The sequence below is a fragment of the Blautia wexlerae DSM 19850 genome (assembly GCF_025148125.1).
Classification (GTDB): Bacteria; Bacillota; Clostridia; order Lachnospirales; family Lachnospiraceae; genus Blautia_A; species Blautia_A wexlerae.
The window spans coordinates 4,671,952-4,685,728 of sequence record NZ_CP102267.1 but is presented as its reverse complement, the minus strand read 5'-3'; the positions used below and the strand labels follow the sequence as shown (position 1 = coordinate 4,685,728).

The window sequence follows — 13,777 nt, the reverse complement described above, 5'->3', positions numbered from 1 at the left end:
TTTCTGGTTCTCCCGGTTCGTATTACTTCTATATTAAGTGTGTATTGATAATATTGAGTTTTCCACAAACTCTGACCGTATTCTTAAAAAAGACATAAATATCCTTATATATATTATAATAAAATGCCTGTTTTCGCAATGTATATTTGAGGGAAATGTGGAAAAAAGTTATCCCCACTTTTTATGTGGATTAGTGTGGATAACAGTGGAAAAGCCAATTCAGGTTACCATAATGTGACGTTATTCTTTTAAAAACGATAAAAAATGGGGATAATTTTATGCACAGTAAGAAAAGTAGAAATAAAAGCATTTTTTTGAAGATATGTGTAAAATAGACAGGAGAAAGTGGAAAGATATATAGGTATTCCACAAGTTATCCACAAGTTATCCACAAAATGTGGATAATATTACGTAAACCAATTATGTAATCCACAATGGCATAAAAAACCATTTAAATCTTTGTGTAAATAATACTTGACGAATCCACCCTTTATGAATATAATTGAAATGATGTTCTAATAAGTAAAGTTGGCGGGCAGGAGAGCTGTAGAATCCGGTGTCTGTCATACTTAAAAAGTTACAAAATTTAACATGGATAATAGATAAAGGAGGTGCTTTACCTATGAAAATGACATTTCAGCCAAAAAAGAGATCTAGAGCAAAAGTTCATGGTTTCAGAGCTCGTATGAGCACAAAGGGTGGTCGTAAAGTATTAGCTGCCAGAAGATTAAAAGGAAGAAAGCATTTATCAGCCTAAGAATAAGACCGCAATTATGTGGTCTTTTCTTCTCTTAAAAAAGAGATCAGGAAAGGGGATTCTATGCAAAGATCAGAGTCCTTAAAAAAAAATCAAGATTTTCAAAAAGTATACAGAAATGGAACATCAAAAGGTAATCGGTATCTGGTGATGTACGTACTGAAAAATCAGTACATGAAGAATCGTCTGGGAATATCAGTAAGTAAAAAAGTAGGGAATAGTGTGGTTCGCCACAGACTCACCAGATTGATAAGAGAGAGTTATCGGTTGAATGAAGCGGAATTTGAAAACAGTTTGGACATTGTAGTAGTTGCACGCCCACAGGCAAAGGACAGAACCTATCAAGAGATAGAGAGTGCGCTGATGCATCTGGCGGGAAAGCACTGCATAGCAGGTAAGAACAATGATAAAGAAGTTTCTGATCAGAATAATTAAACTCTATCAAAAGTATATATCACCGATGAAGAGAACAAAATGTCCTTATATTCCCACATGTTCTCAATATGGTTTAGAAGCAATCGAAAAATATGGTGCATTAAAGGGTGGTCTTCTTGCGGTATGGAGGATACTTCGCTGTAATCCTTTTTCCCACGGAGGCTATGACCCTGTACCGTAAAGACAGGAATGTACTTGAAAATTGAATATTGATCGATCGAAGGAACCTCCTGTCATTTATGGATTCTAGGAGGAAATGAACTTGGAAATGATTTTAGCGACAAAGAGCAGCACTCCTATCATTGGTCAGCTTGCGACCGTTATGGGATGGATCATGGATGGTATTTACAGATTGCTGAATATCTTTGGAATTCAGAATATCGGTCTTTGTATTGTCATCTTCAGTATCCTTATTTATGCTCTTATGACCCCACTGCAGATCAAACAGCAGAAATTCTCTAAGCTGAGTGCAATCATGCAGCCGGAACTTCAGAAAATTCAAAAGAAGTACAAGGGAAAAAACAACGATACTGCTGCAATGCAGAAAATGCAGGAGGAAACACAGGCTGTATATCAGAAATACGGCGTATCTCCTACAGGAAGCTGTGTACAGCTTGCAATCCAGTTCCCTATTTTGATGGCCTTATATCAGGTAATTTATAAAATTCCGGCATATGTAGGAAGTGTAAGGGATATCCTTGCATCTGCAGTTACCAGTATTACAGGTGTAAACGGATATACAGATATCCTTCAGCAGTTTATCACAGATAATAAGATGACAAGAGTTCAGCTTATTATGGATGGAAGTAAAGCTACAAGTAATTCAGTCACAGACTTTTTGTATGCATTATCACCTTCCCAGTGGAAAACACTTGCTGAGACAAGCCAGTTTGCAGGATTTACTGATACGCTGAACAGCACTGCAAAAGAGATTTCACATGTGCAGAATTTCTTTGGTCTGAATATCGCTGATCAGCCACTGACTTATATTAAAGCAGCTTTTGTAGGTGGATCTGCTCTTCTTGCTATCGTTGCGATTCTTATCCCGATTCTTGCGTGGGCTACACAGATGATCAACTTAAAACTGATGCCTCAGGCAGCACAGCAGAGCGGCGATTCACAGCAGGATGCAATGATGAACTCCATGAAGACGATGAATATGGTAATGCCGTTGATGTCAGCAGTATTCTGTTTCACATTCCCTGTAGGTCTTGGTATTTACTGGGTAGCAAGTGCTGCAGTAAGAAGTGTGCAGCAGGTTGTTATCAATAAAAAGATGGATAAGATCCAGATTGAAGACCTGATCAGTGAGAATATGAAGAAGATGGAAAAGAAGCGTGAGAAAGCGGGACTTCCACCTCAGAAGATTACAAATCAGGCCCATCAGAGCGCCAAGAATATCAATAAGATTGAAAAAGGCAGCAGCAATACAAATGTTGAGACAAGAGCCAAGAAGGTTGAAGAAGCTTACAAAGACGCTGCGAATGCAAAACCTGGCAGCATTACTGCAAAGGCCAATCTGGTAAAAGCATTTGATGAGCGTAATAAGAAGAAGTAGTCAGGAACGGAGGGGTTGGCATGGAGGATTATATCCAGTTTTCAGCGAAAACAAAGAGTGAAGCAATTACAAAAGCATGTATCGAGCTTGGCGTATCCAGTGACCAGCTTGAGATTCAGGTAATAAGTGAAGGCAGCAACGGATTTTTCGGAATCGGAAGCAAGCCTGCAGTAATTAAGGTTCGTAAGATTGAGCCGGTTTCTGAGGAAGAAGAAATGAAGGAGATCGTAGAGACAGTGAAACTCGATTCCTTCAAAGAGGAAGCCCCGGTTCAGGAAGAAAAGAAAACGGAAGCTATAAAACCGGTAAAGAAAGAAATCAAAGAGCCGAAAGCTGTTTCTGAGAAACCAAGACAGCCAAAACCTGTAAAGGAAAGGGCTGCAAAAGAAAAACAGCCGAGAGAATTCAGAGAGCCAAAAGAGAAACAAGTCAGAGAAAAGACGACTAAACCGGTAAAGCCTGTTGAGATCCTTACAGATCCGGAAGAGATTAAAGAAGTAGAAAACAGAGCAAAGGTATTCCTTCGTGATGTATTTGCGTCCATGAATCTTGGAGAAGTAGAGATTACATCTGAATATAACACAACGGACGGAAGTCTGGAAGTTGACTTTGAAGGCGAAGATATGGGAATCCTTATCGGCAAGAGAGGCCAGACTCTGGATTCTCTTCAGTATCTGACGAGTCTTGTGGTAAATAAAGGTAAATCAAATTACATTCGTGTAAAACTTGATACAGAAGATTACCGCAAGCGCCGTAAAGAAACTCTTGAGAACCTTGCAAGAGGTATTGCTTATAAAGTAAGAAAAACCCGCAAGCCGGTTATTCTTGAGCCAATGAATCCTTATGAGAGAAGAATTATCCATTCTGCTCTTCAGGGAAATAAATTCGTTGAGACAGTCAGTGAGGGTGAAGAGCCTTACCGTCATGTAGTGGTAAAATTAAAAAGAAATTAATAATATGACTGCTTCATTGCAGATATGAAAAAAGAATGTTATTCTAGGTGAAAGCGTGAATAGCACGTAACTTTGCGTGTGTACTTTTGCCTGGAGTAACATTTTTATTTTACGGAAAGTCTTGTATATATACCAGAGAGATTACACACTTGCAGAAAAAAATAACAGTAGTCAGTGTGATTTTCCTGTTATGTATATAAGATGACAGAATTATTGTAACAGTCTACTGTTCCGCAGGGGCGGAACTATTATAGAACAGGCAAGTGAGGAGAAAAAAATGGAAACAACAATCGCAGCAATTTCCACAGCCATGAGTGCGTCCGGAATCGGAATCATCCGTATCAGCGGCGAGAATGCCATGGATGTGATTTCCCGTATCTACAGATCAAAAGGCGGGAAGAAAAAAATAAAAGAAGTTCCGACTCATACCATTCATTATGGATATATTTATGATGGAGAGGAACTGATTGATGAGGTTCTGGTAATGATCATGCATGCACCGAGGACTTTTACAGGAGAAGATACAGTAGAAATAGACTGTCATGGTGGTGTATATGCTATGCAGAGGGTTTTGGATACAGTGCTGAAAAATGGTGCCGAAATTGCAGAACCAGGAGAATTTACCAAACGTGCCTTCCTGAACGGACGGATGGATCTATCCCAGGCAGAGGCTGTTATGGATGTTATACAGGCGAAAAATGAATATGCGCTTCGCAGTTCCATGGATCAGTTAAGAGGTTCTGTGCAGAAAGCAATCCGAGATATCAGAGAAAAGCTGATTTATCACATTGCATATATAGAATCGGCACTGGATGATCCGGAACATATCAGTCTGGATGGATATCCCCAAGAACTTCTGGAAGTTGTGGATAATGAACAGAAAGAAGTGAAGCGCCTGTTGAAAACTTCTTCTGACGGAAAGATGATCCAGGAGGGAATCCAGACAGTTATCCTTGGAAAACCAAATGCCGGAAAATCCTCACTGTTAAATCTTCTGATCGGAGAAAACCGGGCTATTGTGACAGATATTGCAGGAACGACCAGAGACATTCTGGAGGAATATATCACACTTCATGGAATATCTCTGAAGATTATTGATACAGCCGGAATCCGGGAAACAAAGGATATTGTGGAAAAAATAGGGGTAGACAGAGCCAGAGAAATGGCACAGAAAGCAGATCTGATTCTTTATGTAGTGGATTCTTCTGTTCCGCTTGACGAAAATGATGAAGAAATCATGGAAATGCTTACTGGAAAAAAGGCGATTATCCTGTATAATAAAACTGATCTTCAGCCGGAAATCCAGCCGGAAATCCTGAAAGAAAAAACAGGACATCCTGTAATTCCGATTTCTGCAAAAGAAGAAAAAGGCATTACAGAACTGGAAGAACAGATTAAAGATATGTTTTTTGGAGGAGAGATTTCCTTTAATGATGAGGTATATATTACAAATGCCCGTCATAAAGCAGCATTGGAAGAGGCTGACAGAAGCCTTGATCTGGTCAGAAACAGTATCGAAAGGGGAATGCCGGAAGATTTCTTTTCTATAGATCTTATGAATGCATATGAAAATCTGGGTAAAATCCTCGGAGAGTCTGTTGGTGAAGATCTGGTAAATGAGATATTCAGCAAGTTTTGCATGGGTAAATAAAAATCAAAAAATCGCCTTCGGCGATTTTTGAAAGAATAGAATGAGCAGTTGTAAAATAAAAGGAGACAAAATGAGAACGTTAGTAGAAGATTATGATATTGTTGTAGTCGGTGCCGGTCATGCCGGATGTGAAGCAGCACTTGCGGGTGCGCGCCTGGGCCTGAATACAGTGATGTTTACTGTAAGTGTAGACAGTATCGCATTAATGCCATGTAACCCGAACGTAGGTGGCAGTTCCAAAGGCCATCTGGTAAGAGAGCTTGATGCCCTGGGCGGTGAAATGGGAAAAAATATTGACAAGACCTTTATCCAGTCCAAAATGCTTAACTGTTCCAAAGGACCTGCAGTGCACTCCTTACGTGCGCAGGCTGACAAACAGGCATACAGCAATGAAATGAGAAAAACGCTTGAAAATACACCTAATCTGACTATTAAACAGGGAGAAGTAACAAAACTTCTGGTCGAGGACGGAAAGATTACAGGGGTAAAAACATATTCCGGTGCAACTTATAACTGTAAAGCTGTGGTCCTCTGTACAGGAACTTATTTAAAAGCAAGATGTATTTACGGTGATGTAAGTAATTATACAGGACCAAACGGACTGCAGGCAGCCAACTATCTGACTGATTCTCTGAAAGAGCTGGGAATTGAAATGTTCCGTTTTAAAACAGGAACACCTGCCCGTATTGCCGGAAATACAATTGACTACAGCAAAATGGAGGAACAGTTTGGAGATGAGAGAGTTGTACCATTTTCATTCTCAACTAATCCGGAAGATGTTCAGATAGAGCAGAAATCCTGCTGGCTGACATATACAAATGAGAAAACTCATGAGATCATTCGTGCAAACCTTGACCGTTCTCCGTTGTATTCCGGTATGATCGAAGGAACCGGTCCGCGTTATTGCCCGTCAATTGAAGATAAAGTAGTCCGTTTTGCAGATAAGAACCGTCATCAGGTATTTATTGAGCCGGAAGGTCTCTATACAAATGAGATGTATATTGGTGGAATGTCCAGTTCTCTGCCGGAAGATGTGCAGGAAGAAATGTATCATTCCGTACCGGGACTGGAACATGCAAAAATCGTAAAAAATGCATATGCCATCGAATATGACTGTATTAATCCACGTCAGTTATATCCTACACTGGAATTTAAGAAAATCAAAGGACTGTTCAGCGGCGGTCAGTTTAACGGAAGCTCAGGGTATGAAGAAGCAGCGGCGCAGGGACTGATCGCAGGAATTAATGCTGCTCTGGAAGTTAAAGGTCAGGAACAGCTGATTCTTGACCGTTCTGAGGCTTATATTGGTGTTCTTATTGATGATCTGGTAACAAAAGAAAACCATGAGCCATACAGAATGATGACCAGCAGAGCGGAGTACAGATTACTTCTCCGACAGGATAATGCGGATCTGAGACTTCGTAAAAAGGGATATCAGGCAGGGCTCATCAGTGAAGAGGATTATCAGAAAATCCTTACGAAAGAAGAACAGATAAAAACAGAGATCAGCAGAGTAGAACATACAAATATCGGAGCAAACAAAGAGGTTCAGACCCTTCTGGAAAGCTATAACAGCACACCGCTGAAATCCGGAACCACTCTGGCAGAACTGATCCGCCGTCCGGAACTTTCTTATGAAGCAATCAAACCACTTGATAAAGAACGTCCGGAGCTGCCATGGGATGTACAGGAACAGGTTGACATTAACATCAAGTATGATGGATATATCCGCAGACAGTTAAAACAGGTAGAACAGTTTAAGAAACTGGAAGCAAAGAAAATCCCGACAGATCTTGATTATGAGAAAGTTGGAAGCCTGAGAATCGAAGCACGTCAGAAACTGGAAGCATACAGACCGATTTCAATCGGACAGGCTTCCCGAATTTCAGGAGTTTCTCCTGCTGATATATCAGTTTTACTGGTGTATCTTTCCAGTACGAAATAATTAATATAATACGCTTTAATGTGCTTATAAAAACAAGAAATTGGCAAAAAATATTAAAATAGTACATAAAAGAGTAAAATAACGGACTATAAATAACAGATAAAATCATAAAAGCACATAAAACAACCCTGTAAAATATACAAAAATAATAAATAAAGGTAGAAAAAGGAGAATAATACATGCCGTATAATCTGACGACATTGGAAAATGGATGCAGAGAACTGGGTATAGAGCTGAGCCAGAAGCAGAAAAATCAGTTTATCCAGTTTTATGAATTTCTGGTAGAAAAAAATAAGGTTATGAATCTGACAGGTATTACTGAGTTTGAGGAAGTTCTTACAAAGCACTTTCTTGACAGTCTTGCCTGTGTAAAAGCCATTGATATGACAAAAGTAAAAACAATTATGGACATCGGTACAGGTGCCGGATTTCCAGGTGTGCCTTTGAAAATTGCTTTTCCACATCTGGAGGCATGTCTGCTGGATTCTCTGAAAAAGAGGGTAAACTTCCTTGAGGAAAGTTTTGAGCTTCTTGGATTAGAAGGGATTAAGGCGATTCATGGAAGAGCAGAAGAGTATGCAAAAAATAAAGAGTATCGTGAGAAATATGATCTCTGTGTATCCAGGGCAGTATCAAACCTTGCAACTCTGTCAGAATATTGTCTTCCTTATGTAAAGATAGGAGGAACTTTCATTTCCTATAAATCAGGAACTGTACAGGAAGAGGCAGAAGAAGCAGAGAAAGCAATCAATATCCTCGGTGGTCAGGTGAAAGACATCACATACTTTAAATTGCCGGACTCCGAGATTGACCGATCCCTTGTCATTATAAATAAGAAAAAATCTACACCTGGAAAGTATCCGCGTAAAGCAGGAACACCATTAAAAGAACCATTGTCATAATAAATCTATGTATAGTTGTCTCATGAAATCTTCTGGCAAAAAATGCCGAGATTTCGGGACAGCTATTTTTTTCAAACAAACATCACAGAATAATCACACTTTTATCCTAATTTCATCACAACTTCATCATAAACTATTTTTATAGAGATGTCCTCGGGTTCCCCCATTCTCTGTTTCACCTGGGGACATTTTCTATATTTTATTTTGGCAAAAATTAAGAGGAGGAGAACACATTGATTGAAGTAAACAATCTGGTCAAACGATATGGTAACCATACGGCAGTTGACCACCTTTCCTTTAAAATAGAGAAAGGCAAAATCTATGGATTTCTGGGGCCAAACGGTGCAGGAAAATCCACTACAATGAATATGATAACCGGATACATCGCATCCACCGAAGGAACCGTCAAAATTGACGGACACGATATCCTCGAAGAACCGGAAGCGGCAAAGAAATGTATCGGTTATCTGCCTGAACAGCCGCCGGTCTATTTTGATATGACTGTCCTGGAATACATGAAATTTGTGGCAGATCTCAAGAAAATCCCAAAAGATAAAAAAGCAAACATGATCGAAGAAGTCATGGATATGGTAAAGATTTCAGACATGAGAAACCGTCTGATAAAGAACCTGTCAAAAGGTTACAGACAGAGAGTTGGTCTTGCTGAGGCGATTATGGGGTATCCGGAGGTGATCATCCTGGATGAGCCGACAGTAGGTCTTGACCCTAAACAGATTATTGAAATCCGAACCTTAATTAAAGAATTAAAAAAGAAACATACCGTTATTCTCAGCTCGCATATACTTTCTGAAGTAAGCGCGGTATGCGATTACGTGCTGATCATTTCTCATGGAAAACTGGTAGCAAGCGATACTCCTGAGAATCTTGGAAAACTTGCAGAAGGATCCAATACTCTGGAGATGCTTATTAAAGGTGAAAAAACACAGATCAGGCAGGCTCTCGAGGGAATCGAGGGAGTCAACAGCGTAACAATGGAAAAAGATGAGAAACAGAATCTCTGGAGTGTGAAAGTTTCAACAGAGGAGCAGAATGACATTCGGGAAGAAGTATTCTACAAAATGTCGGAGATTAACAGCCCAATCTATGAGATGAAGTCTAGGAAAGTATCACTGGAGGAAATCTTCCTTGAACTTACTGCATCTGATAAACCAATATCTGCAGACGAAGTCCCAAATACACCTGAAGATAAAGATACTGATGCCGGTAAATCAAACGAGACAAACGTAAAACAGACATCAGCAGAAATACCGGAAGAACAGAATAATGATAAAGGGGGAGAGAAATAACCATGACAGCTATATATAAAAGAGAGCTGAAAAGTTACCTGACATCCATGGTAGGATATTTATTTATCTTTTTCATTCTTGTACTGACAGGTATTTATTTTTCAGCATATCAGCTTTCAGCAGCATATCCGAAATTTGAATACACCTTAAGTGCAATTACCTTTGCATTCCTGATCGGAGTACCGATTTTGACTATGCGTGTACTTGCAGAGGAAAGAAAACAGAAAACAGATCAGCTGCTTCTGACAGCACCGGTTTCTGTGAGCGGTATTGTAATAGGTAAATATCTTGCACTGGTAACTGTATTTGCTGTTCCGATGGCAGTTATGTGTACTTATCCGCTGATTATGTCCAGGTTTGGCACAGTAGAGTTTGCATCTGCATATACAGCAGTCCTGGGATTCTTTCTCCTGGGATGTGCAAATATTGCAATCGGTGTATTTATGTCAGCATTAACTGAGAGCCAGGTAATTGCAGCGGTACTCACATTTGTTTTCTTATTTGCATTTTACATGATGAATGGTATTTCTTCATTCTTCTCTCAGACATCTATGTCGACATGCGTGACATTTGGGTTATTGATCCTGGCAGCAGCCATCATTATCTATACCATGATCAAGAATATTCTGATCTCAGCAGTGATCGGTGTGATCGGAGAAGTGGCACTGATTATTATTTATGTAGTAAAATCCAGTATTTTTGAGGGCGGTATTCAGAAAGTCCTGGATGTGTTTAATCTGAGCGGACACTTTGATAATTTTACAAGTAACATCTTTGATATAAAAGGAATTGTATATTTTCTTTCTGTGATCGCAGTATGCCTGTTCCTTACAACACAGTCTATTTTGAAGAGACGCTGGAATTAGTGGGGAGGTGAAAGAAAATGAAACTGAAAGAAAAGATGAAAAATAATAACCATAAAAAATTTGACAAAAAGAAACTGATTGGCACCATCAGTAAGAAGCATATCAAAAACGGCTCTTACACAATGGTTATGTCAGTGATATTTATTGCAGTAGTTGTAGTGCTCAACATGATCGTAAATGCGATTCCGTCCAAATATTCAGAAATTGATATCAGCAGCCAGAAACTCTACAGTATTGGTGATGATACAAAAGCAATGCTGAAAGATCTGGACAAGGACGTAACAATTTACCAGATTGCACAGAGCGGTTCTGAAGATGAGAATATTACCAATCTGCTTAAGAAATATGAAGATGAATCCAAGTATATTAAAGTAGAGCAGAAGGATCCTGTAGTAAATCCTAAATTTGTAACGGAATATACAAGTGATGATCTTTCTGCAAACAGTCTGATCGTTGTATGCGGCGACAGAAATAAAGTCATTGATTACAACAATATCTATGAGAGCACAATTGATTATCAGACCTACAGCTCTCAGACCACCGGTTTCGACGGTGAAGGTCAGATCACAAGTGCGATCGGATATGTAACATCCGAAGATCTCCCGATCCTTTATACACTCGAGGGACATGGTGAGAAGGAGATGGATTCTACTATCAAAGAAGACATCGAGAAGGCAAACATGGATATTCAGTCTCTGAATCTTCTTACAGAGGGAAGTGTTCCGGATGATGCAGACTGCCTGTTCATTGATTCTCCATCCACAGATATTTCAGAAGATGAAAAGACTGCTATTATTGATTATCTTGAAAATGGCGGAAAGGCGATGATTTTCTCTGATTATACAACAGAAGACCTGCCAAACTTTGATGCAGTTCTGGAAAACTATGGTGTTCAGAGAGAAGCTGGAATCGTATTTGAAGGTGATAATCAGCATTATGCAATGCAGATGCCATATTATCTGGTTCCGACTATAAACAGCACAGATGCAAGCTCTGAGACTGTTTCCGGAGGATATTATGTACTTGTACCATATGCACAGGGAATCAAAAAAATGGATGATGTAAGAGATACCGTAACGATCAACAGTATCCTCACCACATCAGACCAGGCATATTCCAAGACAGATCTGAACAGTGATACTCTGGAGAAAGAAGACGGAGACGAAGCTGGCCCATTTGATCTGGGAGTAAGCATCACAGAGACTCTGGATGATGACAAAGAAACGCAGATCGTATACTATTCAACTTCCAATCTGATGGAATCACAGGTAAATCAGATGGTATCCGGCGGAAATGAGAAGCTGATCATCGAATCTCTGAAGTGGATGACAGACACAGAAGACAGTGCAACCGTATCTATCCCATCCAAGAGCCTGTCTGTATCTAATCTGACACTTACAGACTATGATGCTGCATTCTGGAAGATCTGCACCATCGGTCTGATTCCTGGATTCTTCCTTGTTGTAGGGTTTGCAGTTTGGATGAAGAGGAGAAAAGCTTAAATGAAGAATAAAACTGTAAAAATGGTTCTTGCAGTTGTAGTTCTTGGTGTCTGCTGCGGGGCTTACGCAGGTGTAAAAACCTACGTAGCCCATCAGGAGCAGAAAGAATCCGAAGAAGATTCTGAAGAAAGCACAACTGTATTTACTGCATCAACAGATAACATTAAATCTCTGGATTTTATGGTTGATGATACAGAGACAACATTTGAAAAAGATGATGACAGCTGGGTAAAGAAAGACGAAACAGATTTTCCGGTAAATCAGACTACTCTGGACAGTGCAGCATCTGCTATTGCATCTGTCGATTCAGACAGAGTTCTGGAGGACGTAGATGATCTTTCAGAATATGGTCTGGACTCTCCGTCAAACACGATTAAGATTGTAACAAAATCTGATGAGGAAGATGGCGATGACATAACAACTACACTGTATGTGGGAGATGAAAATTCCTCCACCAGTCAGTATTATGTAAGAAAAGATGATGATGAGAAGACAGTATACCTGATAGATTCTTCCTGCGTAGAGCCGTTTGCCAAATCATTGAATGATTATGCGCAGATGGAAGATTTCCCTGCAATTTCCAATACAGATACCATTACAAAAATTTCTGTAGACGGCGATAATTCCTATGAATTATCAAAAGACGAAGATACAAGTACCTGGTCAGTAAAAGGCAGCGAGGATGAAGAAAAAGCAGACTCAGCTACCGTAAGTTCTTTGGTATCTTCATTCGGAAGCATGGCATATAGTTCACTTGCAGATTATAAATGTGACGACAAGAGCAAATATGGTCTGGATAAACCATATGCAACAATCACAGTAGATTATCAGGAAGAAGTTGCTGATGATGACACTGATGAAGACACACAAGATGATACGACAGCTTCCGGTGAGACGGCAGATGAAGATGCTTCATCTGTGGAAGAAAACAGTGACGATGCTGAACAGGATACAGAATCAGACGAAAGTGTAAGTGAAACTACGGATGAAACATCTGAGGCTGAAGATACTGACGGTGAAGAAGCAGAAGATGAAACATCAGAAAACTCAGACAGTGCATCAGACAATGAGGATTCTTCGGAAGAAGAAACTAAGATGGCAGATAAGCAGCTTACAATTCTTGTTGGAAATGAAACAGATGACAGCAGCAGATATGTCATGGTAAATGACAGCAATGAAGTCTATACGATGTCAACGGATACTCTGTCCGCGCTAACTGATAAATCAGAAGAAGACTTCTGGGATATGACAGTAAGTTATGTATCTTTAAACAGCCTCGGAAGCCTCAAAGTAAATTATCAGGGCAGTGATTATAAAGTAAATGTTTCACGTGAAACATCCACAGATGATGATGGAAACGATACAGAAACAGTTACCTATAAACTGAATGGTTCTGATCTGGATGAAACAACATTTACAACATTCTACAATAAACTGATCAACATGACGGCTCAGAAACGTCTGACAGATAAATATGAACCTGACGGTGATGCAGAACTGACAGCTATATTTACAGAAGAAGACGGTGATACACAGGAAGTTGCATACTATAGCTACGATACAAACTATTATGCGGCAGTGGTGGATAATAAAGTATATCTCGTAAATAAGATGAATGTAAAAGAACTGTTCACAGCATTTGAATCAGTTGTCGGAACAGAAGAAGACAGTTCAGATAAGACAGATTCAGACGAAGCAACAACAGATGATACTAAATCAGATTCAACAGATATGCCAGGTGAGAGCATAGAAGAGTCCGATGACAGTACATCTGAAACAGCCGGCATAACAAACGATTCTGATACATCCGAAGAGGAGAATACAGATTCTCAGGAAACGGACAGTACAGAAGAGTAAAAGAATAAACGAATCTATAAAAGAGTGAGGCAGGCATATAGAAT

12 protein-coding genes are annotated in these 13,777 nt (G+C 39.6%); all 12 read left to right on the top strand.

The window, feature by feature from the left end:
• Positions 1-622 precede the first annotated feature (622 nt).
• Positions 623-757 carry a 50S ribosomal protein L34 gene (gene rpmH, locus NQ550_RS21905; protein ID WP_008708004.1) on the top strand — a complete coding sequence of 45 codons (135 nt, stop codon included), beginning with the start codon at positions 623-625 and terminating at the stop codon, positions 755-757.
• 63 nt (positions 758-820) lie between these two features.
• A complete protein-coding gene (rnpA, locus tag NQ550_RS21900) occupies positions 821-1,192 on the top strand; it encodes a ribonuclease P protein component (protein WP_008708005.1) in 372 nt (123 codons plus the stop codon).
• Positions 1,161-1,373 (top strand): membrane protein insertion efficiency factor YidD, encoded by a 213-nt coding sequence (gene yidD, locus NQ550_RS21895; RefSeq protein WP_008708006.1) that lies wholly within the window; start codon positions 1,161-1,163, stop codon positions 1,371-1,373. The genes rnpA and yidD overlap by 32 nt, the downstream gene beginning before the upstream one ends.
• An 87-nt stretch (positions 1,374-1,460) precedes the next feature.
• On the top strand, positions 1,461-2,750 hold the full coding sequence (locus NQ550_RS21890) for a YidC/Oxa1 family membrane protein insertase (RefSeq protein WP_029676933.1): 1,290 nt from the start codon (positions 1,461-1,463) through the stop codon (positions 2,748-2,750).
• A 20-nt stretch (positions 2,751-2,770) separates the two neighbouring features.
• Positions 2,771-3,703 (top strand): RNA-binding cell elongation regulator Jag/EloR, encoded by a 933-nt coding sequence (gene jag / locus NQ550_RS21885; protein WP_025578459.1) that lies wholly within the window; start codon positions 2,771-2,773, stop codon positions 3,701-3,703.
• 277 nt (positions 3,704-3,980) lie between these two features.
• On the top strand, positions 3,981-5,354 hold the full coding sequence (gene mnmE, locus NQ550_RS21880; RefSeq protein WP_022379945.1) for a tRNA uridine-5-carboxymethylaminomethyl(34) synthesis GTPase MnmE: 1,374 nt from the start codon (positions 3,981-3,983) through the stop codon (positions 5,352-5,354).
• A gap of 70 nt (positions 5,355-5,424) precedes the next feature.
• Positions 5,425-7,299, top strand: coding sequence for a tRNA uridine-5-carboxymethylaminomethyl(34) synthesis enzyme MnmG (mnmG, locus tag NQ550_RS21875; RefSeq protein ID WP_020993345.1), 1,875 nt, complete (start codon positions 5,425-5,427; stop codon positions 7,297-7,299).
• Between the two features lie 179 nt (positions 7,300-7,478).
• Positions 7,479-8,201 (top strand): 16S rRNA (guanine(527)-N(7))-methyltransferase RsmG, encoded by a 723-nt coding sequence (gene rsmG / locus NQ550_RS21870; RefSeq protein ID WP_025578457.1) that lies wholly within the window; start codon positions 7,479-7,481, stop codon positions 8,199-8,201.
• Positions 8,202-8,434: 233 nt separating this feature from the next.
• A complete protein-coding gene (locus tag NQ550_RS21865) occupies positions 8,435-9,508 on the top strand; it encodes an ABC transporter ATP-binding protein (RefSeq protein ID WP_008708017.1) in 1,074 nt (357 codons plus the stop codon).
• Positions 9,509-9,510: 2 nt separating this feature from the next.
• The gene (locus NQ550_RS21860) at positions 9,511-10,374 is read left to right on the top strand and encodes an ABC transporter permease (RefSeq protein WP_025578455.1); all 864 of its coding nucleotides are present in this window, start codon (positions 9,511-9,513) and stop codon (positions 10,372-10,374) included.
• 17 nt (positions 10,375-10,391) lie between these two features.
• Positions 10,392-11,876 carry a GldG family protein gene (locus tag NQ550_RS21855; RefSeq protein ID WP_025578454.1) on the top strand — a complete coding sequence of 495 codons (1,485 nt, stop codon included), beginning with the start codon at positions 10,392-10,394 and terminating at the stop codon, positions 11,874-11,876.
• Entirely contained in the window at positions 11,877-13,733 is a 1,857-nt protein-coding gene (locus tag NQ550_RS21850; RefSeq protein ID WP_025578452.1) for a DUF4340 domain-containing protein, read from the top strand. It abuts the gene before it with no gap.
• Positions 13,734-13,777: the final 44 nt, after the last annotated feature.

What these genes read in the sequence shown, in the direction of transcription:
- rpmH (WP_008708004.1), top strand. Translation starts at nt 623, where the DNA reads ATGAAAATGACATTTCAGCCAAAAAAGAGATCTAGAGCAAAAGTTCAT.
- rnpA (WP_008708005.1), top strand. Translation starts at nt 821, where the DNA reads ATGCAAAGATCAGAGTCCTTAAAAAAAAATCAAGATTTTCAAAAAGTA.
- yidD (WP_008708006.1), top strand. Translation starts at nt 1,161, where the DNA reads ATGATAAAGAAGTTTCTGATCAGAATAATTAAACTCTATCAAAAGTAT.
- NQ550_RS21890 (WP_029676933.1), top strand. Translation starts at nt 1,461, where the DNA reads ATGATTTTAGCGACAAAGAGCAGCACTCCTATCATTGGTCAGCTTGCG.
- jag (WP_025578459.1), top strand. Translation starts at nt 2,771, where the DNA reads ATGGAGGATTATATCCAGTTTTCAGCGAAAACAAAGAGTGAAGCAATT.
- mnmE (WP_022379945.1), top strand. Translation starts at nt 3,981, where the DNA reads ATGGAAACAACAATCGCAGCAATTTCCACAGCCATGAGTGCGTCCGGA.
- mnmG (WP_020993345.1), top strand. Translation starts at nt 5,425, where the DNA reads ATGAGAACGTTAGTAGAAGATTATGATATTGTTGTAGTCGGTGCCGGT.
- rsmG (WP_025578457.1), top strand. Translation starts at nt 7,479, where the DNA reads ATGCCGTATAATCTGACGACATTGGAAAATGGATGCAGAGAACTGGGT.
- NQ550_RS21860 (WP_025578455.1), top strand. Translation starts at nt 9,511, where the DNA reads ATGACAGCTATATATAAAAGAGAGCTGAAAAGTTACCTGACATCCATG.
- NQ550_RS21855 (WP_025578454.1), top strand. Translation starts at nt 10,392, where the DNA reads ATGAAACTGAAAGAAAAGATGAAAAATAATAACCATAAAAAATTTGAC.
- NQ550_RS21850 (WP_025578452.1), top strand. Translation starts at nt 11,877, where the DNA reads ATGAAGAATAAAACTGTAAAAATGGTTCTTGCAGTTGTAGTTCTTGGT.